The organism is Mycobacteroides sp. H001, assembly GCF_001440005.1.
Taxonomy (GTDB): Bacteria; Actinomycetota; Actinomycetes; order Mycobacteriales; family Mycobacteriaceae; genus Mycobacterium; species Mycobacterium gwanakae.
In genome coordinates, this window is sequence record NZ_LJYH01000024.1 from 345,613 (window position 1) to 366,046 (window position 20,434).

19 protein-coding genes are annotated in these 20,434 nt (G+C 64.3%); 13 read left to right on the forward strand and 6 right to left on the reverse strand.

Annotation, left to right across the window (positions count from 1 at the left end; translation table 11 throughout):
* Positions 1–91: 91 nt before the first annotated feature.
* Positions 92–538, forward strand: a complete 447-nt coding sequence (locus AOT83_RS08020) for a hypothetical protein (RefSeq protein ID WP_057965519.1) — start codon at positions 92–94, stop codon at positions 536–538.
* A gap of 4 nt (positions 539–542) precedes the next feature.
* On the opposite strand, the gene AOT83_RS08025 is transcribed toward AOT83_RS08020, so the two are convergent.
* Entirely contained in the window at positions 543–2,261 is a 1,719-nt protein-coding gene (locus AOT83_RS08025; protein WP_057965518.1) for an aldehyde dehydrogenase family protein, read from the reverse strand.
* Positions 2,262–2,347: 86 nt separating this feature from the next.
* Here AOT83_RS08025 and AOT83_RS08030 point away from each other — a divergent pair, with 86 nt between their 5' ends.
* Together AOT83_RS08030 and AOT83_RS08035 are read left to right on the forward strand one after the other, a co-directional pair.
* Complete coding sequence (locus tag AOT83_RS08030) at positions 2,348–3,073, forward strand: TetR/AcrR family transcriptional regulator (RefSeq protein ID WP_109365485.1); 726 nt, start codon at positions 2,348–2,350, stop codon at positions 3,071–3,073.
* A 50-nt stretch (positions 3,074–3,123) separates the two neighbouring features.
* A complete protein-coding gene (locus AOT83_RS08035) occupies positions 3,124–3,936 on the forward strand; it encodes an SDR family oxidoreductase (RefSeq protein WP_057965517.1) in 813 nt (270 codons plus the stop codon).
* Here AOT83_RS08035 and ilvD read toward each other — a convergent pair.
* Positions 3,933–5,636 carry a dihydroxy-acid dehydratase gene (ilvD, locus tag AOT83_RS08040; RefSeq protein WP_057965516.1) on the reverse strand — a complete coding sequence of 568 codons (1,704 nt, stop codon included), beginning with the start codon at positions 5,634–5,636 and terminating at the stop codon, positions 3,933–3,935. The two genes, AOT83_RS08035 and ilvD, sit on opposite strands and share 4 nt — an antisense overlap.
* A gap of 109 nt (positions 5,637–5,745) precedes the next feature.
* Here ilvD and AOT83_RS08045 point away from each other — a divergent pair, with 109 nt between their 5' ends.
* The 3 genes from AOT83_RS08045 (at position 5,746) to AOT83_RS08055 (ending at position 8,141) form a co-directional block, all read left to right on the forward strand.
* A complete protein-coding gene (locus tag AOT83_RS08045) occupies positions 5,746–7,128 on the forward strand; it encodes a wax ester/triacylglycerol synthase family O-acyltransferase (RefSeq protein ID WP_078284797.1) in 1,383 nt (460 codons plus the stop codon).
* Between the two features lie 74 nt (positions 7,129–7,202).
* The gene (locus AOT83_RS08050; RefSeq protein WP_057965515.1) at positions 7,203–7,832 is read left to right on the forward strand and encodes a DUF305 domain-containing protein; all 630 of its coding nucleotides are present in this window, start codon (positions 7,203–7,205) and stop codon (positions 7,830–7,832) included.
* A 6-nt stretch (positions 7,833–7,838) separates the two neighbouring features.
* On the forward strand, positions 7,839–8,141 hold the full coding sequence (locus AOT83_RS08055) for a metal-sensitive transcriptional regulator (RefSeq protein WP_030097375.1): 303 nt from the start codon (positions 7,839–7,841) through the stop codon (positions 8,139–8,141).
* Here the strand turns inward: AOT83_RS08055 and AOT83_RS08060 are convergent.
* Positions 8,138–8,740, reverse strand: a complete 603-nt coding sequence (locus AOT83_RS08060) for a TetR/AcrR family transcriptional regulator (RefSeq protein WP_057965514.1) — start codon at positions 8,738–8,740, stop codon at positions 8,138–8,140. The genes AOT83_RS08055 and AOT83_RS08060 overlap by 4 nt on opposite strands.
* Before the next feature lie 101 nt (positions 8,741–8,841).
* Here AOT83_RS08060 and AOT83_RS08065 point away from each other — a divergent pair, with 101 nt between their 5' ends.
* From AOT83_RS08065 to AOT83_RS08080, 4 genes are all read left to right on the forward strand, one after another.
* Positions 8,842–10,419: a carboxyl transferase domain-containing protein gene (locus tag AOT83_RS08065; RefSeq protein ID WP_057965513.1), complete on the forward strand. Its 1,578-nt coding sequence runs from the start codon at positions 8,842–8,844 to the stop codon at positions 10,417–10,419.
* An 88-nt stretch (positions 10,420–10,507) separates the two neighbouring features.
* On the forward strand, positions 10,508–12,466 hold the full coding sequence (locus tag AOT83_RS08070; protein ID WP_057965512.1) for a biotin carboxylase N-terminal domain-containing protein: 1,959 nt from the start codon (positions 10,508–10,510) through the stop codon (positions 12,464–12,466).
* Positions 12,463–13,623: an acyl-CoA dehydrogenase family protein gene (locus tag AOT83_RS08075; protein ID WP_030097371.1), complete on the forward strand. Its 1,161-nt coding sequence runs from the start codon at positions 12,463–12,465 to the stop codon at positions 13,621–13,623. Before AOT83_RS08070 ends, AOT83_RS08075 begins: the two co-directional genes overlap by 4 nt.
* Before the next feature lie 224 nt (positions 13,624–13,847).
* A complete protein-coding gene (locus tag AOT83_RS08080; protein WP_057965511.1) occupies positions 13,848–14,852 on the forward strand; it encodes a L,D-transpeptidase family protein in 1,005 nt (334 codons plus the stop codon).
* A 61-nt stretch (positions 14,853–14,913) separates the two neighbouring features.
* On the opposite strand, the gene AOT83_RS08085 is transcribed toward AOT83_RS08080, so the two are convergent.
* Complete coding sequence (locus AOT83_RS08085; protein WP_030097369.1) at positions 14,914–16,896, reverse strand: M13 family metallopeptidase; 1,983 nt, start codon at positions 16,894–16,896, stop codon at positions 14,914–14,916.
* A 36-nt stretch (positions 16,897–16,932) separates the two neighbouring features.
* Here AOT83_RS08085 and AOT83_RS08090 point away from each other — a divergent pair, with 36 nt between their 5' ends.
* On the forward strand, positions 16,933–17,502 hold the full coding sequence (locus AOT83_RS08090) for a hypothetical protein (RefSeq protein ID WP_109365483.1): 570 nt from the start codon (positions 16,933–16,935) through the stop codon (positions 17,500–17,502).
* On the forward strand, positions 17,499–18,212 hold the full coding sequence (locus AOT83_RS08095) for a hypothetical protein (RefSeq protein WP_057965510.1): 714 nt from the start codon (positions 17,499–17,501) through the stop codon (positions 18,210–18,212). Before AOT83_RS08090 ends, AOT83_RS08095 begins: the two co-directional genes overlap by 4 nt.
* Here AOT83_RS08095 and AOT83_RS08100 read toward each other — a convergent pair.
* Entirely contained in the window at positions 18,209–18,628 is a 420-nt protein-coding gene (locus AOT83_RS08100) for a CoA-binding protein (protein ID WP_057965509.1), read from the reverse strand. The two genes, AOT83_RS08095 and AOT83_RS08100, sit on opposite strands and share 4 nt — an antisense overlap.
* A gap of 80 nt (positions 18,629–18,708) precedes the next feature.
* On the opposite strand from AOT83_RS08100, the gene AOT83_RS08105 reads away from it, so the two are divergent.
* Positions 18,709–19,944 (forward strand): GNAT family N-acetyltransferase, encoded by a 1,236-nt coding sequence (locus AOT83_RS08105; protein WP_057965508.1) that lies wholly within the window; start codon positions 18,709–18,711, stop codon positions 19,942–19,944.
* Here the strand turns inward: AOT83_RS08105 and AOT83_RS08110 are convergent, their stop codons facing one another.
* On the reverse strand, positions 19,945–20,388 hold the full coding sequence (locus AOT83_RS08110) for a CD225/dispanin family protein (protein ID WP_030097364.1): 444 nt from the start codon (positions 20,386–20,388) through the stop codon (positions 19,945–19,947).
* Positions 20,389–20,434: the final 46 nt, after the last annotated feature.

Below are 20,434 nucleotides of genomic sequence, written 5' to 3' on the forward strand. Positions count from 1 at the left end.
GGTACGCCCGTTTCCTGGATTTTGAGTCGCGGGCGTGAATCGCGTGGTATTAACACCTAACCCGCTGTCGTCGCGGCCGAAGGAGTCGGTAATGGCGCTTGTCGACTATCGCGATGTGCTCGGGAAAATCGTCGTCGGTGTTAGTGTCCCGGCCATACTCGGCTTGGGCACGCTCATGGCCAGTCGCTGGGGCAACGCCGTCGCTTACGCAGGCGGCTCCCATCACAAGGCCCTTCTGTACACATGCTTCTCGATTTTCGCCGTGATCGGCGGAGCTTCGTTGATCATCGTGTTTATCCGGGTGTTGTACGTGTACATGGCCGCGGAATCGGGCACGGCGACATTCGATCCGTGGGATTTGATCTTGCTTGTGTGTGGTCTGGTCAGCCTCGTCGGCGGAATCGCGTACTTCATCGATATTTTCGCCTATGTGCCGCCCAAACCACCCACACCATGGCGGTTTCCTACGCCGAAGTCCCCGCGAATTAGTCCCACGAGGATATTCACCCCGACGACCACCGTCAGGTGGCCGTCGTAAGACCTCAGCCGCGTAGCGCGGAGATGAAGATCCGAGGCACTTTCAGCAGGCTGGGCTTACCGGCGAAGTCGACCAGCAGTTCGCCAGTGCCCGCCGCTGTGGCATTGCTCACGAACCACGGTGGCTTCGGCGATAGGGCCCATTCGCCATGTGCAAAGGACCGGGGGAACGGCCGGAAGGGGCCGCGGACCACGGTACGTTCCGGCTTCTCGACCAGGAAGCCGTTGTGTACCACGCCGATCCCGCTTTGTACGTCGTTGAGCACGTGGCCGGGGAATGCGCCCCACGTCGCGGAGGGGGTCAGATATCCCACCCCGGTCCAGGCGTTGATCGCGACGGTGCCGTACCGCAGGTCTTCGACCAAGGTGTCGAAATGCGATCCCAGCGCCTTGATGGTGTCGGGGTGCGCGAGCACGTTCACGCCGAGCGTCCCGACGAACTCGTCATTGGCCACCCGTGCGGCCTCCTGCAGGAAGAGGGCTCCGTCCGGGTCATTGGCGACATCGAGTTCGATGACGCCCAGGACGGGCCCGAAGTACTCGGTACGCAGCAGAGCCGTGCGGTCCTCCGGATCGACCACGAGCACGCGCGCGCCGTTCTGTCCGAGGCGCTCGGCGTCGGGGTAGGACTGTTGCGCACCGGCCACCCGGTCATCTGAACCGGGGTAGTAGGCAGGACGGGACGGCGCCTCGTCGACGGCCTTGCGCAGCGCGGCGAGGAACTCTTGGCGCTGCGGCCATGCCTTCGAGAGCACCACGACCTGCGAGGCGATGCAGTTGTAGCCGTTGTTGTGTAACCGCTGGGTGGCGATGTGCCGGGTCTGGAACTCGATATCGGAGGAGCTCCACTGGCCGGGTACCACGATGGTCGGCGAAACCCCGCCGAGTTCGCTGGTGATGGCCTTGTCCAGGACCGGCTGGTTGGCGGCCTTGCGCTGCGCGCCTTCCTCGCCGGTGCCGAACACGATCGCGTCGTGGGTGACCGAGCTACCGGTCATATGGACGTGATCGACCAGCTGATGGTGCACCAGATAGGTGCCGACATCGGCGCCGCCGGTCAGGATGCGTACCGCGCCGATCGCGATGAAGGGCTGCAGCACCTGGGTGAACACCGGCAGCAGTGGATCGGTGATGGGGTTGAGCTTGAGGGCCACCACGCGGTTATTCGCGAAAAGTTCGTACAGGGTGTCCAGGGGCGCGATCGAGGTGATGTTGCCTGCGCCGAGCACCGCGCCGACACCCTGGGTGCGGCTGGGGTCACGCTGCGCCAGGCCGGCTGTGCGCAACGCCTCGGCCTTATCCACACCGGGCTGCAACCACAGCTCAGCGCTGAACCCGGACAGCAGCAGCTTGTCGAAGATGTTGAGCGGCAACACCGAAACCGTCGTACGACCGCCGGGAGTGACACCGAATTCGGCGCCTTGAAGCGGGCTTTGCCCAGCTTGGAGCTGCTCCAGGCTGGCGATCAGGGAGGCGATGGCCCCCGCCACGGCGTACGGGCCCGAGATCCATTCCTCGCCGACCAGGGGAGATTCCGGGTCGAGCTTCTTGATCTGGAATGCCGCCGCCTGCACCCACTGGTGCGCATTGTCGATCACGCGCTGGCGGGTATCCGCCAACAAGCGCAAACGATCTGCCAACGAGGTTTTGGCCCAGGCCTTTTCGCCTTCGGTCAAGTCCTGCAGGGCTTGGTCGACGGGGGATTCGATCTGTACGTCGGTCATGGATGTCAGCTCGCGCTCTAATCGAAGTCGGGTGGTGATGTGTTCGGTGGGTCACATGGTACGTGACGTACCACCCCATTGCTAGAGTGAGCTTCGTGCAGCCCGACAGCCAAGAACTCCCAGCTGGCAGGTGGGATGGCCAGCGCGAACGGCGCCGGGCCGAGTTCGTCGAGGCCGCCCTTGCCGCCATTGCCGAGCACGGTCCGCAGACGTCCACGGAGCAGATCGCGGTCTATGTGGGGGTCACCCGAACAAAGCTCTACCGGCACTTCGACGGCGCCGCGGACTTACAGCGCGCTGTGGCTCGGCGGGCCGGCGACATGATCATCGCTGAGCTTGCACCCGTATGGCAGCCGCTCGGCTCGATGGCACAGATCATCGAGGCGGGTATCGGTGCGTACGTTCGTTTCCTGGTTGGGCACCGCAACCTGTATCGGTATCTTGCGCGATGCTCACTTTCGGAGGGCTCGGATGCGCCCGATGCCATTGCCGATATCAAAATGTCTGCAGGACTGCATCTTTCGCGGGTGTTTGCGGTGTACCTCGAAGCGTTCGGGGTTGACACCGATGCCGAGCTGCTGGCAATGGGCATTGTCGGGATGGCCGAGACCTCGGTGAGTTACTGGTTGGACCAGCCAGGGCAGACCTCACAAGAACGATTGATCGAGAGCCTGGTTCGGCGCATCTGGCTCATCGTGGAGGACAGCTTGCGTGCGGGCGGTGTCTACCTCGACAGCGAGGAGCCACTGCCAGAACCCGGGGAAATCGCTCGGAACGTGCAGCGTTACCGAGATCCCGCACGCCTCCCGTAGCGCCGAAGATTTCTGATGTCGCCGCATCGCCGTCGACATAGGCTCAGTAGGTGCTTCCTTCCCCGCGCGCCGACGCCGCAGTCTTGATCACCGGAGCCTCATCGGGCATTGGCGAAGAACTCGCACGAGAATTCGCCCGGCGTGGTTATCCCGTGGTGCTGGTGGCGCGGCGTGCTGATCGGCTACGTGGGCTGGCCGAGAGCCTGGGACCGTCTGCTCACGTACTGCCCGTTGATCTTTCGAATGCCCAGGAGCGCGCTCAATTGCCTCAGCGCGTGGCGCAGCTTGGACTCGCGGTTGACGTGCTGGTCAACAACGCCGGGCTGAGTACGGCGGGTCCCGTCGCCGAATCCGACCCCGCCGCCGAGCTCAACCTCGTGGAGGTGGACGTCAGTGCGGTAGTGGATCTCTGCTCGCGCTTTGTGCCGCAGATGGTGGCACGCGGCAGAGGGGTCGTGCTCAACCTCGGCTCGGTCGGCGCCTTCGGCCCGCTGCCCGGGCAAGCCGCCTATGGGGCCGCGAAGGCATTCGTGGTCTCGTACACCCACGCGCTGAATGAAGAGTTGCGCGGGACAGGCGTCCGCGCCGCCACGCTGTGTCCGGGGCCGGTGAAGACGGGATTCGGTGCGGCGGTGGGAATCTCCGACGAGGACGCCGAAGCCGCGATGCCCAAGGTCATGTGGGTGGACGCGGCGACCGTTGCCAGGAAGGCGGTCGATGGGTTGACAGCGGGCAAGACGGTGATCGTGCCCGGTCTGGCCAACCGCATCGGCGCAGCCGCCAACCATCTGCTTCCGCGCGGATTACTCACCCGCATGGTGGCGCGTAGCCATCCCGCGCTCAAGAGAGGCCGGAAGGCTTAGCCGCAGACCGCTCCGACAGCAGCCGACTGCACCAGCTTGGTGTACTTGGCCAGCACCCCGGTCTTGTACCGCGGCGGCAACGGCTCGAATCCCTCACGGCGCGAGGCAAGTTCGGACTCGTCAACCAGGAGATCCAGCTTTCCGTTGGCAACGTCGAGGCGGATACGGTCACCGTCCTTGACGAATGCGATGGGGCCACCATCGACGGCCTCGGGCGCGATATGCCCGACGCACAGACCGGTGGTACCGCCGGAGAATCGGCCGTCCGTCATCAACAGCACGTCCTTGCCGAGGCCGGCACCCTTGATCGCACCGGTGATGGCCAGCATCTCGCGCATACCGGGCCCGCCCTTGGGGCCCTCGTAGCGGATGACGACGACGTCGCCGTGCGTGATGGTGCCATCTTCCAGGGCGTCGAGTGCTGCCCGCTCCCGCTCGAAAACCCTTGCAGTGCCCTCGAAAACATCGGACTCGAAGCCCGCCGACTTGACCACGGCGCCCTCCGGCGCCAGTGTGCCGTGCAGGATGGTGATGCCACCTGTCGGGTGGATCGGGTTGTTCATGGCGCGCAACACCTTGCCATCCGGGTCCGGCGGCGCGATGTGTGCGAGATTCTCGGCCATGGTCTTGCCGGTGACCGTGAGGCAGTCGCCGTGCAGCAGGCCCGCGTCCAGGAGCGCGCGCATCACCACGGGCACGCCGCCGATCTCGTCGACGTCCTTCATCACGTGACGGCCGAAGGGCTTCACGTCGGCCAGGTGCGGAACCTTGTGGCCGATCCGGGTGAAGTCATCCAGGGACAGCGGCACCTCTGCCTCACGGGCGATGGCCAGCAGGTGCAGTACCGCATTGGTGGACCCACCGAACGCCATCACCACGGCGATGGCGTTCTCGAAGGCCTCCTTGGTGAGGATGTCGCGCGCGGTGATCCCGCGGCGCAACATCTCGACGACGGCCTCCCCGGACTTGCGTGCGTACTCCTCGCGACGCTTGTCGATGGCGACTGGAGAAGCACTGCCCGGCAACGACATGCCGAGTGCCTCGGCGGCGCTGGCCATGGTGTTGGCGGTGTACATACCGCCACAGGCTCCTTCGCCCGGACAGATGGCGCGTTCGATGATGTCGACGTCCTCACGCGACATCAGACCGCGTGCGCACGCACCGACCGCCTCGAAGGCGTCGATGATGGTGACTTCCTTTTCGGTGCCGTCAGTCAGCTTGGCTTTGCCGGGCATGATCGAACCGTTGTAGAAGAACACCGAGGCCAGGTCCAGACGCGCCGCGGCCATGAGCATCCCGGGGATGGACTTGTCGCATCCGGCCAGCAGCACGGAGCCGTCCAGCCGCTCCGCCTGCATCACGGTCTCGACACTGTCGGCGATGACCTCGCGGGACACCAGCGAGAAGTGCATGCCCTCGTGGCCCATCGAGATGCCGTCGGACACCGAGATGGTGCCGAACTCCAGCGGATAACCTCCGGCTGCGTGCACACCCTCCTTGACCGACTGGGCCAGGCGCTGCAGCGACATGTTGCACGGGGTGATCTCGTTCCACGACGAACCGACGCCAATCTGTGGCTTCACCCAGTCGTCGTCGCCCATGCCTACGGCGCGCAGCATCCCGCGGGCGGCAGTCTTCTCCAGACCATCGGTGACGTCGCGACTACGCGGCTTGATATCAGGTGCGTCGTGGGCTGACATGCGCCTAAGTATCCCCGGCGGCTACTTAGCCGGTCAAAGGGGATTCGCTCTTCGCGCCAGCAGCTCATCGCTGCGGATTCCGCCTCCGGAAGCCGAGCAAAGTGGCAGCATGACCGCCATGCCATTCATGCCGGTCAGCGACTCGATGTTTCTCATCGGGGAGACGCGGGAACATCCCTTCCACGTCGGCGGCCTACAGCTGTTCAAACCGCCCGTTGATGCGGGCCCGGATTATGCCGAGGTGTTCTACGAACAGCTGATGTCCACCACCGAGGTGTCGTCGGACTTCCGCAAACGACCCGGGCAGCCGCTGGCGGTAATGGGCAACCTCACCTGGATCATCGACGACGAGATCGACTGGGAGTACCACGTGCGCCGTTCGGCGCTGCCGCGCCCGGCACGGGTGCGTGAACTACTGACCGTCACCTCACGGTGGCACAGCTCCCCGCTGGACCGGCACCGGCCGCTATGGGAAATGCACGTGGTGGAAGGGCTTTCGGACGGGCGTCTGGCTGTCTACACGAAGATGCACCACGCCGTCATCGACGGTGTCGGTGCCTTGCGCATGATGATGCGCTCGCTTTCCGATGATCCCGATGCGCGCGACTGCCAGGCCGTGTGGGCCCCGGCCAAGCGGCGTGCGAAGAGCAGCATCGTGAGCACCACCAACACCTCGGCGCTGGACCTCGTCAAGGGAGCCGCCGGCGCCGTGCGGCAGGTTGTGTCGATTCCGCCCGGTCTGCTCAAGTACGGACGCCACGCGCTGTCGGACCCACAGCTCGTCAGGCCGTTGTCGGCCCCGCACACCATGCTGAATGTCTCGATCGGAGGCGCCCGGCGCTTCGCGGCGCAAACCTGGTCGATGACACGGATCAAGGAGGCGGGCAAAGCCCTGGGGGGAACCGTCAACGATGTGGTGCTGGCGATGTGCGCCGGTGCGTTGCGCACATATCTGGAGGAGCAGAACGCGCTACCCGACAAGCCGCTCATCGCGATGTGCCCGGTGTCGATCCGGGCCGAGGGGGACCAGAACGCGGGGAACTCGATCACCGCGCTGCTGGCCAACCTGGCGACCGATAAGCCCGATCCGCTGGAGCGGTTCAGTGCGATCCGCGACTCGGTGCAGGCCGCCAAGTCGGTGCTCTCGGAGATGACACCCATGCAGCGGATGCTGGTTGGCGCGCTCAATGGAGCTCCCGCGCTGAGCGGTGCCGTCCCGGGTTTGGTGGACCGGGCGGCTCCCGCATTCAACGTGATCATTTCTAATGTCCCGGGCCCCCGCACCGATATGTTCTGGAACGGGTTCGAGATGGACGGGTGCTACCCGGCGTCGATTCCGATCGACGGAGTGGCGTTGAACATCACGTGCACCAGCAGCGGGTCGGCGATGCACTTCGGATTGACCGGATGCCGCACCAGCGTGCCGCATCTGCAGCGGATTTTGACCCATCTGGAGGAGGCGCTGACCCAGCTGGAGGAGTCCGTCGTTTAACGCGTTGTACCCGCGAGGGGTATGCCCTCTCGCGATCTCGTACCCTATGGGGGTATCTGAGCTACGATAGTGGCATGCGAAACCGAACTCGGACTGCGATCCTTGCCGGCGCTGCTGCTGCGGTGCTGATTCTGTCGGCATGTAGCTCGGACAAAAAGGGTGATGAGACGAAGTCCGAGCATTCAGGTCATTCCGGCATGCCGGGCATGACGACGACGCTCGATACCAACCCGGCGACGGCTCCGTCCGATCACAACGACGCTGATGTGACGTTTGCCCAGCAGATGATCATGCATCACCAGCAGGCTGTCGAGATGTCGAAGTTGACCGAGGGGCGCACCGCCAACCCGGCGGTACTGGAGCTCGCGAACAACATTCAGACGGCACAGCAGCCCGAGATCGACACCTTCACCGAGTGGCTCACCAGCTGGGGTCAGCCGCTCATACCGGAGGGGCATGACCCCGCCGGACACATGCCTGGCATGGTGGACACGCCGGTTTTGGACCGGATGAAGACCCTCAACGGCGAGGTTTTCGACCAGCTGTGGCTGCAGTCGATGATCGCTCACCATCAGGGTGCCGTCGCCATGTCGAATGCGGAACTCTCCGGAGGCCAGTACCCTTCGGCAAAGCAGTTGGCGCAAAAGATCATCGATAATCAGCAGCCTGAGATCGACACGATGCAAGGCCTCCTCAAGGGATAAATGGACATGAGCACCAAGACTTCGACTCCACACGGTTACTCGCTGAAAAAGGATGACTACGCCAAGCGGCTCCTGCGTATCGAGGGGCAGGTGCGTGGCATCGCCAAGATGATCGACGAGGACAAGTACTGCATCGACGTGCTGACCCAGATCAGCGCCGCGCAGAGCGCGCTGCGCTCGGTCGCGCTCGGGCTCCTTGACGAGCACCTCGGTCACTGCGTCTCCAATGCCGTTGCCTCTGGCGGCGCCGACGCCGACGAGAAACTGGCCGAGGCCTCCGCGGCGATTGCCCGGCTGGTTCGCAGCTAGGAGCCGAGCGCGGCAACCACCATCTGCCGCAGCACCGCTCGCGTCTGAGTGGGCGCTGATCGGCCGGCGCTGTAGGGCGTGGAGTTCATCAGGCCGAACGCGGCATGCGCCTTGATGCGCGCATCCGACTCATCGAGTTCACCATCGATCTGGCACAGCACCTGCACCCAGGCCTCCACGTATCGGCGCTGATATTGGCGCACCTGACGTCGTGCGTTTTCCGGTAGCGAGTCAAGATCGCGGTCCTGCACCCGGATCAGATCGCTCTCGTTGAGCGCGAAGTCGAGGTGGAAATCGATGAGACCCGAGAGTGCCTCTGACGCTCCGGCTGCCGCCTCAACGACATCGGTTCCCCCGGCGAGAAGCCGGCGGCTCACGTCGGTGAGCAGGTCCACCAGCAGGGCTTCCTTGTTGGGGAAGTGCCGGTATATCGCCGGGCCGCTAATCCCCACGGCCGAGCCGAGATCTTCCAGGCGCACCCGCGCATATCCGCGCATGGCCACCAGCCGGGCCGCGGCCTGCAGCAGCTGATCCCGGCGATCGGCTTTGGCACGTTCGCGTTTGTTCGGAGTTTCCGACTCGGGTACCAGGTTGGTCATCACACCTCCTCGGCGGCGCGCTCTAGACAAATCAGTTAATGGAGATTATCTTAATTCAAGTTAATCCTCATTAACTGAAACTTCAGACTTCGGAGCTGGGCATGACTCTGGTTGGTGAGCAGAATAGGGCCGAGCATGCCCGACTGGTCGGCGAGCTGCGGGAGCGGCTCGCACGCGCCGCGCTCGGCGGCAGTGAACAGTCCCGGCAGCGGCATGTGGACCGTGGCAAGCTGCTGCCACGCGACCGTGTCGAGGTGCTGCTTGACCCGGGCAGCCCGTTCCTGGAGCTATCACCACTGGCGGCGAACGGCATGTACGACGACGATGCGCCCGGAGCCAGCATGATCGCCGGCATCGGCCGCGTCTCGGGGCGCGAATGCGTGATTGCCGCCAACGATGCGACGGTCAAGGGCGGCACGTACTACCCGATGACGGTCAAGAAGCATCTGCGCGCCCAGGAAATCGCGCTACAGAACCGGCTCCCCTGTATCTACCTGGTGGACTCCGGTGGCGCCTTCCTGCCCAAGCAAGACGAGGTGTTCCCGGATCGCGAGCACTTCGGCAGGATTTTTTACAACCAGGCCACCATGAGCGCCAAGGGAGTTCCGCAGATCGCGGCGGTGCTGGGTAGTTGCACCGCCGGTGGCGCGTACGTGCCGGCGATGAGTGACGAAGCCGTCATCGTGCGCAAGCAGGGCACGATCTTCTTGGGTGGCCCGCCGCTGGTGAAGGCCGCCACGGGTGAGGTGGTGACCGCCGAGGAGCTCGGCGGCGGCGACCTGCATTCGCGTACCTCGGGTGTGACCGATCATCTGGCAGCCGATGACAAGGACGCATTGCGGATCGTTCGCCGCATCGTGTCGACGTTAGCGCCCAAGGTTGAGGCGCCCTGGCCGATTACCGAAACAATTGCCCCAGAGCGCGATCCGGGCACCCTGTACGACGTGGTGCCCACCGATCCGCGTATCCCCTACGACGTCCACGAGGTGATTGTGCGGCTCGTGGACGGCGGCACCTTCACCGAGTTCAAGGCGGAGTACGGAAAATCGCTCGTCACGGGAACCGCACGGCTGCACGGACACCCGGTCGGAATCATCGCGAACAACGGGGTGCTGTTCGCCGAAAGTGCCATGAAGGCTGCGCATTTCATCGAACTGTGCGATCAGCGACGCATACCGCTGGTGTTTCTGCAGAACATCTCCGGATTCATGGTGGGCCGCGATTACGAGGCCGCCGGCATCGCCAAGCACGGAGCGAAGATGGTCACCGCCGTCGCGTGTGCGCGCGTTCCGAAGCTGACGGTGGTCATCGGTGGCTCCTACGGGGCCGGCAACTACTCGATGTGCGGGCGCGCGTACTCGCCGCGGTTCCTGTGGATGTGGCCGAATGCGCGCATCTCGGTGATGGGCGGTGAGCAGGCCGCCTCGGTGCTTGCGACGGTGCGCGCCGATCAAAGCGCGGCGTCGGGCAAGGAGTTCACCGAGGACGAGCAGCAAGCGTTCAAGGCGCCCATACGCGAACAGTATGAACGGCAAGGTAATCCGTACTACTCGACAGCGCGGCTGTGGGACGACGGCGTGATCGACCCTGCCGACACGCGCACAGTGCTCGGGCTGGCGCTCGGAATCTGCGCCAACGCACCACTTGAACCCGTTTCCTACGGCGTCTTCCGGATGTGACAGTGATGTGGGGGTACTCCCCCGCAAGCGGGAGGTGCCCCCACCCGCTTGCGGGAGCCGTTTACACGAAAAACAGAAGGTGCGGCCAGTGATTCGTTCAGTGCTTATCGCCAACCGCGGTGAGATCGCGGTACGCATCGCATCCACGTTGCGGACCATGGGGATTCGATCGATCGCCGTCTACACCGACGGGGACACCGATCATCTCGGTGCCTGCGACACCGCGGTGTACCTCGGTGCGGAATCCGCGGGCTACCTCGACATCGACGCGATCATCAGCGCCGCCAAACAGGCCGGCGCCGACGCTGTCCATCCCGGATACGGATTTGTCTCGGAGAACGCCGATTTTGTTCGCGCGTGTCAGTCGGCGGGCATCGTCTTCGTCGGGCCGCCCGCCGAAGCGATGGACGCCATGGGCGACAAGATCAGAGCCAAGGACACCGTTGCCGCGGCCGGCGAGCCGGTCGTGCCGGGCAGCGTCGGTGCACTCTCGGATGAAGAGCTGGTTGTCACCGCCGAGGAAATCGGGACCCCGCTGATCATCAAGCCGTCCGCGGGCGGCGGTGGCAAGGGCATGCGCGTGGTGCACGATCTGAAGCAGATACCCGACGCGCTGGTCGCATCCCGGCGCGAGGCCACCGCGATCTTCGGCGACAACACCTTGCTCGTCGAGCGTTATCTGGCCCGCCCCAGGCATATTGAGGTTCAGGTCTTCGGTGATACCCACGGCAATGTGGTGCACCTGGGCGAGCGTGAGTGCAGTCTGCAGCGGCGGCACCAGAAGGTGATCGAAGAAGCGCCCTCCCCACTGCTGACCGCGCAGCTGCGGGCTGCGATGGGCGAGACCGCATGCCAGATCGCGCGCAGCGTTGGATATTTCGGCGCCGGAACCGTCGAGTTCATTCTGGACAGCGATGCTCCCGAGTCCTACTACTTCATGGAGATGAACACGCGGCTTCAGGTGGAGCATCCGGTCACCGAGATGGTGACCGGGATCGACCTGGTGCAGTGGCAGATCTTGGTCGCGGCCGGTGAACGCCTCCCGTTGACGCAAGAACAGATCTCGCTCAGCGGCCATGCGATAGAAGCGCGGGTGTACGCCGAAGACCCGGCCCGTGAGTTCCTTCCGACCGGAGGAACGGTTGCGCTGGCGCGTTTTTCGAGTAGTGCCCGCACGGACACGGCATTGTCGACTGGTTCGGTGGTGGGTTCGCGGTTCGACCCGATGTTGGCCAAGGTCATTGTGCATGCGCACGACCGCGCCACCGCACTGGCCGACGCCGACCGGGCCCTTGCCCACACCCAGGTACTCGGTGTGGGTACCAATATCGACTTCTTGCGCGCGCTGGTCACGAATCCCGTCGTGATATCCGGAGACATCGACACGGCGCTGCTCGACAAGATCGCGTCCGAATATGGTCCGCCCGTCGTTCCGCATTGGGTGTGGGTGGCTGCGGCGGCCCTGCTGGACGGCGAGTCGGAATCCGGAACATTGTGGAACAGCAAGTCCGGGTGGCGTATTGGGGAACACGCGCCGCGTTCGTACCGGCTGCGCATCGGAGAGACCATCGAACTGGTCCAGCTCTGGGGTGACCCGGTGGCCGAGGTCAGCATCGGAGACGGCGAGCGCACTTCTGCCAGGGCGCATCGCGCCCCGGGGCAGGTGAGTGTCGAATTCGCCGGCCAGCTGTACCGCGCGAACGCCGCACAGGCCGGCAGTGCGGCGTGGATCGCCACCGAAGAAGGAACCTGGCACGCCGATATCGCGCCGGAACCCCGGTTGCGGCACCACGACGGTGAAGACGAGGACGGCGAGATCCGGAGCTCGATGCCCGGGCTCGTGCGGGTGGTGTCGGTGCACACGGGTGCCGTTGTCGAGCGCGATGCCCCGGTGGTGGTGGTCGAGGCCATGAAGATGGAACACACCCTGCGCGCCCCGATCGCCGGAACCGTGACCGTCGCGGTGGCTGTCGGCGACCAAGTGGCCGTCGACCAACTTCTGGCCACTATCCACCCCGTTATCAACCCCGAGGAGGGGAAGGCATGACATTCAGCACCGCGGAACTGCCCGACGAGTACGAGTCGCTACGTAAAACCGTTGAAGAATTTGCGAATTCGGTGGTCGCGCCGGTAGCCGCCCATCATGACGCCACCAAGACCTTTCCTTATGCGGTGGTGGCGCAGATGGGTGAGATGGGGCTGTTCGGTCTCCCCTTCCCCGAGGAGTACGGCGGAATGGGTGGTGACTACTTCGCGCTGTGCCTGACGCTGGAAGAACTGGCCCGGGTGGACCAGAGCGTGGCCATCACCCTCGAGGCTGCCGTGTCTCTGGGTGCCATGCCTATCTACCGATTCGGGAACGAGGAGCAGAAGCAGCGCTGGCTTCCGACGCTCGCCTCCGGAAAATCCTTGGCCGCCTTCGGCTTGACCGAACCCGGTGGCGGCACCGACATCCCCGGGTCGATTCGTACCCGGGCCGTCGAGGATAACGGCAGCTGGGTCATCAACGGCTCCAAGGCATTCATCACCAATTCCGGAACCGATATCACCGCGGTGGTGGGTGTTGCGGCGGTGACCGGACGTTCGGCGGACGGATCGCCGGAGATCTCGGTCATTCACGTACCTTCAGGTGCACCGGGATTCACCGTCGAGCCCGGGTACGACAAGGTCGGTTGGAATGCCTCGGACACTCATCCGTTGAGCTTCGATGATGTGCGGGTGCCCTACGAGAATCTGTTGGGTGAGCGTGGTCGCGGTTACGCGGGATTCTTGCGGATCCTCGATGAGGGGCGAATCGCTATCGCGGCATTGGCAACCGGTGCCGCACAGGGATGCGTCGACGAAAGCCTGCGGTACGCCAGCAGCCGTCCGGCCTTCGGTAGCGCGATCATCGACTATCAGTCGGTGTCGTTCAAGATCGCCCGGATGCAGGCGCGCGCGCACACGGCCCGGCTGGCCTACTACCACGCCGCCGCCCTGCTGCTGGCCGGAAAGCCGTTCAAGACCGAGGCTTCGATTGCCAAGCTGGTGGCCAGCGAGGCAGCGATGGACAACGCGCGGGATGCCACCCAGATCTTCGGGGGAGCGGGATTCATGAACGAGTCACCGGTCGCTCGTCAGTATCGCGACAGCAAGATCCTCGAGATCGGCGAGGGCACGAGCGAGGTGCAGCTGATGCTCATCGCCCGCGCGTTGAGCCGGTAGCCTGTCGGAGTACTTAGCTGGCTAGGTGAGCTGGGCTTCCGCGACGGTCGCCCAGCGTGCTGAGTCACATCAGGTACCCCCACGGGGTTATGAATGTGACCTTTTCTAATCAACGGCGATAAGGCCTGGTCAAGACGTATTTTCTTGAACGGGTGAAACATCGTGTTGCCTGGTGGCGACGAACCCTGTGACACACTGGATGTGTCGCGTCTACAGGAGTGAGCATGCTTGTCTTAACTCGTTGGTCCCGGCGCGCCCTCATCAGCGGTATCTGTGTTGCAGGACTGCTGGGTGCTGGCGTGGTTCCTGCCTTCGCAGAGCCGGGTGACCCCGGCGATCCGGGTATTCAAGAACCGCCCCCACCGCCGCCGTTCGAGCTACCGCCGCCTCCGCCGCTGCCGTGGGAGCTGCCGCCGCCACCCGCGCCTGACGCGCCGCCTCCCGGCGAGGTTCCGCCGGCTCCGGCGCCGACCACGCCGCCTCCCGGGGCGCCCCCGACGGGCGATGTGCCGCCGCTGCCGGTGGGCCTGTTGAAGAACTCGCCCAACAATGGCGATGTTGTTGGTGTGGCTCAGCCGGTGACGATTGTCTTCGCGGCTCCGGTGACGGACAAGAAGGCCGCCGAGGCCGCCGTGAAGATCACCACGTCCAAGCCCGCGCCGGGATATTTCTACTGGTACACCGATCAGCAGCTGCGCTGGAAGCCCACCCAGTTCTGGCCCGCGAACACTGATGTGAACGTGAATGCCGGCGGAACCAAGTGGAGCTTCAAGGTCGGTGACGCCTTCGTGTCGACAGTCGACGATGCCACCTTCACGATGACGGTGACCCGCAACGGGGTTGTGGAACGCACCATGCCCATGTCGATGGGTAAGCACGACAAGAAGCACGAGACGAAGAACGGCACCTATTACGTCAGCGAGAAGTTCCAGAAGATGGTGATGGACTCGTCAACGTATGGGGTGCCGGTCAATTCGGCCGAGGGCTACAAGCTAGACGTCTACTGGGCCACCCGGTTGTCCAACTCCGGCATCTTCGTCCATGCCGCACCGTGGTCGGTCGGCCAGCAGGGCAGGAGCGATACCAGCCATGGCTGCATCAACCTGAGCACCGAGAACGCCACCTGGTACTTCAACCAGTCCCACCCTGGCGATCCGGTGATCGTGAAGAACTCGCCCGGTGGCCCGTACAAGGACTACGACGGCTATGACGACTGGCAGCGCTTCTAGATCTCGCCAGCGCACGAGAAAGCCCCCGGCCACTGGCCGGGGGCTTTCTCGTCGGGGGAGCTCAGCTCCAGATGCGTACACGCTGATCGGCTTCCAGGAACAGCTCGTCCTCGGCGCTCAGCTCGAAGGCTTCGTAGAACGCGTCGATGTTGCGCACCACGCCATTGCAGCGGAATTCAGGCGGGGAGTGCGGGTCCACCGACAGACGTCGAATGGCCTCAGCCTCGCGGGCTTTTGTGCGCCATACCTGCGCCCAACCGAAGAAGACCCGCTGTGCTCCGGTGAGTCCGTCGATGACCGGAGCCGGGTTGCCGCGCAGCGAGATCTCGTAGGCCAGTAGGGCGATCGAGAGACCGCCCAGATCGCCGATGTTCTCGCCGACGGTAAACGCACCGTTCACGTGTTGATCGGAGAGCTCGCGGGGCACAAACTCGTCGTACTGCTTGATCAACGCCGTTGTGCGCACACCGAATTCGTCGCGGTCGGTATCGGTCCACCAGTTGACCAGGTTGCCGTCGCCGTCGTATTTGGAACCCTGGTCGTCGAATCCATGGCCTATCTCGTGGCCGATGACGGCACCGATGCCGCCGTAGTTGGCGGCGTCATCGGCGTCCGCATCGAAGAAGGGTGGCTGCAGAATCGCTGCGGGAAAGACGATTTCGTTCATGCCCGGGTTGTAGTAGGCGTTCACGGTCTGCGGGGTCATGAACCACTCGTCACGATCGACGGGTCCGGCCAACTTGGCCAGGCCACGGTCGCATTCGGCGGCTGTCGCGCGCCGGACATTACCCAGCAGGTCATCGCGCCGGATGGCGATGGTCGAATAGTCACGCCACGTGGCGGGGTAGCCGATCTTCGGGGTGAACTTGTCGAGCTTCTGCAGGGCGCGTTCGCGGGTCTCCGGCGTCATCCACGCCAGGTCGGTGATGCTGACCCGATAGGCCTCGCGCAGGTTATCGACGAGAACCTCCATGCGCGCCTTGGCGTTCGGCGGGAAGTGGCGCTCTACATAGAGCTGGCCCACGGCCTCGCCGAGTAATGATTCGACCACCGCGACGCCGCGCTTCCAGCGGTCGCGAATCTGCTCGGTGCCGGACAACGTGCGTCCGTAGAAGTCAAAGTTCTCTGCCACCAGCGGTTCGGTGAGGTATGCCGCGCGGGCACAGATGAGCCGCCAGCTTGCCCATTGCTTCCAATCACTCAGCGGCTCCGAGGCCCAGAGGCCGGCGAAGGCGGTCAGGTAGTCGGGCTGTCGCACCACCAGTTCGGTGACTTGGCCGGTGGCGGCACCCAGCCCGGAGATCCATCCGTCCCAATCGAATCCGGGGGCGGTGTGTTCCAGGTCCGCGAACCGCACCAGGTTGTAGCTCAGCTCGGCGTCGCGCCGCTTCACCACATCCCAGTGCGCTGCGGCGATCTTGGTCTCCAGCGCGAGGATCCGGCCGGCGGTATCGGTGTGGTCACCCTCGCCGTACACCAGCGCGAACATGGCGGCGATATGGGCGCGATACGCGTCGCGTGTCGCCGCATGCTGCTCCTCCCGGTAGTAGGACTCATCGGGCAGGCCCAGACCGGACTGGCTGATGTGCAGGAGATAGCGGGAGGAATCCTTGGCATCGGTGTCCACATAGCAGCCCACCCCGCTGCCGGCCCCGGCCCGCTGCAACGTACCCATGACAGCGGCCAGTGCGGTGACATCGGCTGCCGAGGTGATCCCGTCCAGCTCCTGATGAAGCGGTGCCAGGCCGACAGCTGCCACGGTCTCGATGTCCATGAAGCTCGCGAACAGGTCGCCGATCTTCTGCGCCTCGGTACCTTCGGGTGCGCCCGAGTCGGCGGCCTCCGTGATGATCCCGCGCACCTGCTCTTCGGCGCGGTCGAACAGAGTTCGGAACGCCCCGTCGACGGCACGGTCGGCCGGAATGGAGTATTCGGCGAGCCAGCGCCCATTGACGTGGCCGAACAGGTCATCCTGCGGGCGGATGGATTCGTCACGGTGGCTCAGGTCGATACCGGATTTTGGCAGCACGGATTCTGTCGTCACCCGTCCATGGTGGCACGGGTCGCTAGGGTGAGGCCCGTGAGCAAAGAGGCCCCGGCAACCAGCCAAGGCAGCGCAGCCGGACCCGTCTTCTCCCGGTACGGCGTGCTGTCGGCCGTTCTCGGTGCGATCACGGTTGTCGCTCTGGTGCTTTCGGTCTTCGTCGTTGCCGGTCATCGCAGCCAAGCGGCCCGTGACCGCTACGACTCGCGCGTGCTTGATACCGCGGTGACCTGGGTCAACACCCTGATCAACATGAAGAAGAGCAATGTCGACTCCAGCGTGCAGATGCTGCAGGACGGCACTGCTGGGCAGTTGAGTGATCATCTAGGGGAGATGCTCGCGGGCGTCGTGAAGCTCGCGCGAACGGTCGATGCCGACGCGGCGGGAGAGATCGATGCGGTGGCCATTGACAGGGTCGGGGCGAGAATTCCCGATGAGGATATCGGCCTGCCTTCCGTGGAGCGGGTGGATCGCGTCATGGTGGTGGCCACGTCGGTGACGCGTGACGCCGATGCCGCCCCGAAGGTCAATCAATGGCACCTCCGGCTTGCGGTGTCCAAGGTTGGGGACCAGTTGCTGGTCACTGGTCTGGAGCTGCTGCGATGAGCCGTAATGCAGTGCGGGTCATCATCTTTGACCTACTGGCGCCTTTGGTCACGATGCTGGCGATTGTCGAACTCGGCGTGATACTGCGCTGGCCCACCTGGTGGGTGGTGGTTTGTACGGCATCGTGTCTGCTTATCGCTCAAGGCCTGGCCGTGAACGCCTATCTGGCCCGACGTGATTCGGTGACCGTCGGCACCGACGATGACGGGCCGGCGCTGCGTACCGGAATCGTCGCACTGACCACTATTTCGGTGCTGGCGGTCGCGGTCGTAGGGTACCGGCATTGGACGGTTCCCGACCGAGAGGGGAACGCAGACCGCGCGGCGGTGACCGACGTCGTCGCGACGGTGGCCGGGGCCGTGGTGAATTTCACCCCGGGTAGCCCGGATTCCTACGTGCGCAAGGCCACCGAGCATATGACGGAAGGACAGAGGCAGTCCTTCACACGTGACTTCGACAGGGCCACTGCCGAGCTCAAGGCCAAAGGAATCTCGCAGCAGGGTGAGATCATCTCGGTTGGCATCGAAGCCCTGGGACCCGAAGACGCCGTGACCGCCACCCTGGTGCGACGCACGAGCGTCGCCGCGAAAGCGCAACCCGAAGAATCGGTGCTGGCGCTGCGGATGACCCTCGCCAAGCGTGATGGCCGCTGGCTCGTGGACAACATCGCACCGATCGACCGTATCGGGGCACAGCCGCCCAGGGGCTAACGCGAACTGATACGAGCGAATTCGATTTCAGTACAGCGGTCCATGACAACCCGCAGCCCAGCATCGGTGGCCTTGTTCGCGGCGTCGATGTCGACGAGATCGAGCTGGAACCAGAGTGTGCGTGCCCCGATGTCGATGGCCTCCTGGGTGATGCCCGCCAATTCCTCGCGGCGACGGAACACATCGACCAGATCGGGTGTCTCCGGCAGCGCCGCAAGGCTCGGGTAGACCGTCTGGCCGTCGAGCTCGGAGAGCGTCGGATTCACCAAGAAGATTCGGTAGGGACTGTGCGTGGCCAGATAGCGGTAGACGCCATGACTCGGCCGGTCCGGATTGGCCGAAACGCCAACGACGGCAACGGTCTTAGTTTCGAGCAGTATCTCGGCGATTGCCGTGTCATCGGGGGCAGTCCACACCGCGGTTCCTTTCCTGCTGGCCCGTGGCACGCCGAAAACTCAAGTGACAGGCCTTGGCATGGCACGGTAGACATGGGTATGTGTCTGAGCTGACCCTACGCACCATTCAAGACGAGGACGACTACCAGTCGTACGTGAGCTTCGCGTACTCCGTGTTCCTGCAGGATCCCCAGCAGGACGAGATAGCGGCCAGCCGCAAATTCACCGAGCTGGACCGCATGATCGGATTCCACAACGGGCGCAAGTGGGTGGCGACGGCGGGTGCATACAGCCGTCACGTGGTGCTACCGGGCGGAACGGTCGCACCTGTCGCCGCCATCACCGCTGTCACGGTGGCGCCAACGCATCGGCGTCGCGGTCTGTTGACCGCGATGATGCGCCGTCAACTGGACGACGTCCGCGCGCGCGGTGAGGCCATCGCCATGCTGTTCGCCTCGGAAGCGTTGATCTACGGCCGATTTGGTTATGGAGTCGCGACGGAAGCCGCGGAATTGTCTGGCCGGGTCAAGGAGCTGTCTTTCCGGCCAGATGTGGATCTGGGCGACGGCACCCTGGAGGAAGTCGACGCCGCCACTTTCCTGGCATCGGCCCCTGCTGTGTATGACGGCGCCATCGCCGAACTGCCCGGCCAAATGTCCCGTACGCCCGAGTGGTGGGCGATCTGGACGCTGGATAACGAGGAACGCCAGAAGGAGTCCGGCAAGATCCGCTTCGTCCTGCACTACGAATCCGATGGAACAGTCAGCGGATTCGCCATCTATCGGCCGAAACCGGGGTGGGGCGACGCAGGCCCCGACGCGGAGCTGCATGTGCAAGAGGTGCTGGGTGCCAACCCGCACGCCTACGCGCGGACGTGGCGCTACCTGCTGGATATGGATCTGGTGCGCACGATCAAATATCACGGCGCATCGGTACATGAGGAGCTGCGCTACCTGGTGGCGAACCACCCTGCACTGGAATGCGCTGTGAGCGACGCGATCCACGTGCGATTGGTCGATATTGCGAAGGCGCTGTCGCAGCGGCGCTACGCCACCGAGGTGGACGTGGTGCTGGAGGTCACCGACGAATTCCTGCCAGAGAATTCGGGACGCTACCGTCTGCGCGGCAGTCTGACGGCTGCCAGCTGCGAAATCACCACGGCGGACGCCGATATCGCGCTGACCGTGCGCGATCTCGGGTCCGTCTACATGGGTGGGGTCAGCCTGCAGGCGCTGGCCAGGGCAGGTTTGGTCAGAGAACTTCGAACAGGTGCGGTGCAACGGGCCGCGATTGCATTCGGCTGGCCCGTCGCACCTAGTGCACCCGATGACTTCTAGCTAGTTGTCGCGACCGGGACGGCCCATCGGGCCCGGGCCGTTCCATCCGTCGTCATCCCAGGTGCGGTGCCAGCCACCGTGGTGTCCCCAGCCGCCACCGCCGCCACCGTGCGTGTGCCACCAGATGGCGCATGCGATCCGGAAGGCGATGAACAGGAACAGCAGCACCAGGCCGGTCAGCAGGGCGATCTTGCCGAGGAGCTTGGCGCGATCCGAGGATTCCTGCGCGCGGTCGTACTGGCCGGTGAGCCAGTACTGGGTGACATTCAACGCATTGGTAAATGCGCTGAACGCCAACGGCCAGAAGAAGACAATGGAGGCCACTGCCCAGCCGACATTGGTGGGGGGAGGCTTCGGAACTCCCGCGGAGGCCGTCGGTGCGGGCGGGGGCGCGGGCGTCGAAATGGCGCCGGTAGGTTCGTCAGTTTTCGTCTCGTCGGTCATGGCACGAGGTTAGGCCGATTTCAGGCGGGCTGCCATAACGATCGGA

Excerpts from the sequence above, each read along its gene's own strand:
- AOT83_RS08020 (WP_057965519.1), top strand. The coding sequence starts at position 92 with ATGGCGCTTGTCGACTATCGCGATGTGCTCGGGAAAATCGTCGTCGGT.
- AOT83_RS08025 (WP_057965518.1), bottom strand. The coding sequence starts at position 2,261 with ATGACCGACGTACAGATCGAATCCCCCGTCGACCAAGCCCTGCAGGAC.
- ilvD (WP_057965516.1), bottom strand. The coding sequence starts at position 5,636 with ATGTCAGCCCACGACGCACCTGATATCAAGCCGCGTAGTCGCGACGTC.
- AOT83_RS08045 (WP_078284797.1), top strand. The coding sequence starts at position 5,746 with ATGACCGCCATGCCATTCATGCCGGTCAGCGACTCGATGTTTCTCATC.
- AOT83_RS08050 (WP_057965515.1), top strand. The coding sequence starts at position 7,203 with ATGCGAAACCGAACTCGGACTGCGATCCTTGCCGGCGCTGCTGCTGCG.
- AOT83_RS08055 (WP_030097375.1), top strand. The coding sequence starts at position 7,839 with ATGAGCACCAAGACTTCGACTCCACACGGTTACTCGCTGAAAAAGGAT.
- AOT83_RS08060 (WP_057965514.1), bottom strand. The coding sequence starts at position 8,740 with ATGACCAACCTGGTACCCGAGTCGGAAACTCCGAACAAACGCGAACGT.
- AOT83_RS08065 (WP_057965513.1), top strand. The coding sequence starts at position 8,842 with ATGACTCTGGTTGGTGAGCAGAATAGGGCCGAGCATGCCCGACTGGTC.
- AOT83_RS08075 (WP_030097371.1), top strand. The coding sequence starts at position 12,463 with ATGACATTCAGCACCGCGGAACTGCCCGACGAGTACGAGTCGCTACGT.
- AOT83_RS08080 (WP_057965511.1), top strand. The coding sequence starts at position 13,848 with ATGCTTGTCTTAACTCGTTGGTCCCGGCGCGCCCTCATCAGCGGTATC.
- AOT83_RS08095 (WP_057965510.1), top strand. The coding sequence starts at position 17,499 with ATGAGCCGTAATGCAGTGCGGGTCATCATCTTTGACCTACTGGCGCCT.
- AOT83_RS08110 (WP_030097364.1), bottom strand. The coding sequence starts at position 20,388 with ATGACCGACGAGACGAAAACTGACGAACCTACCGGCGCCATTTCGACG.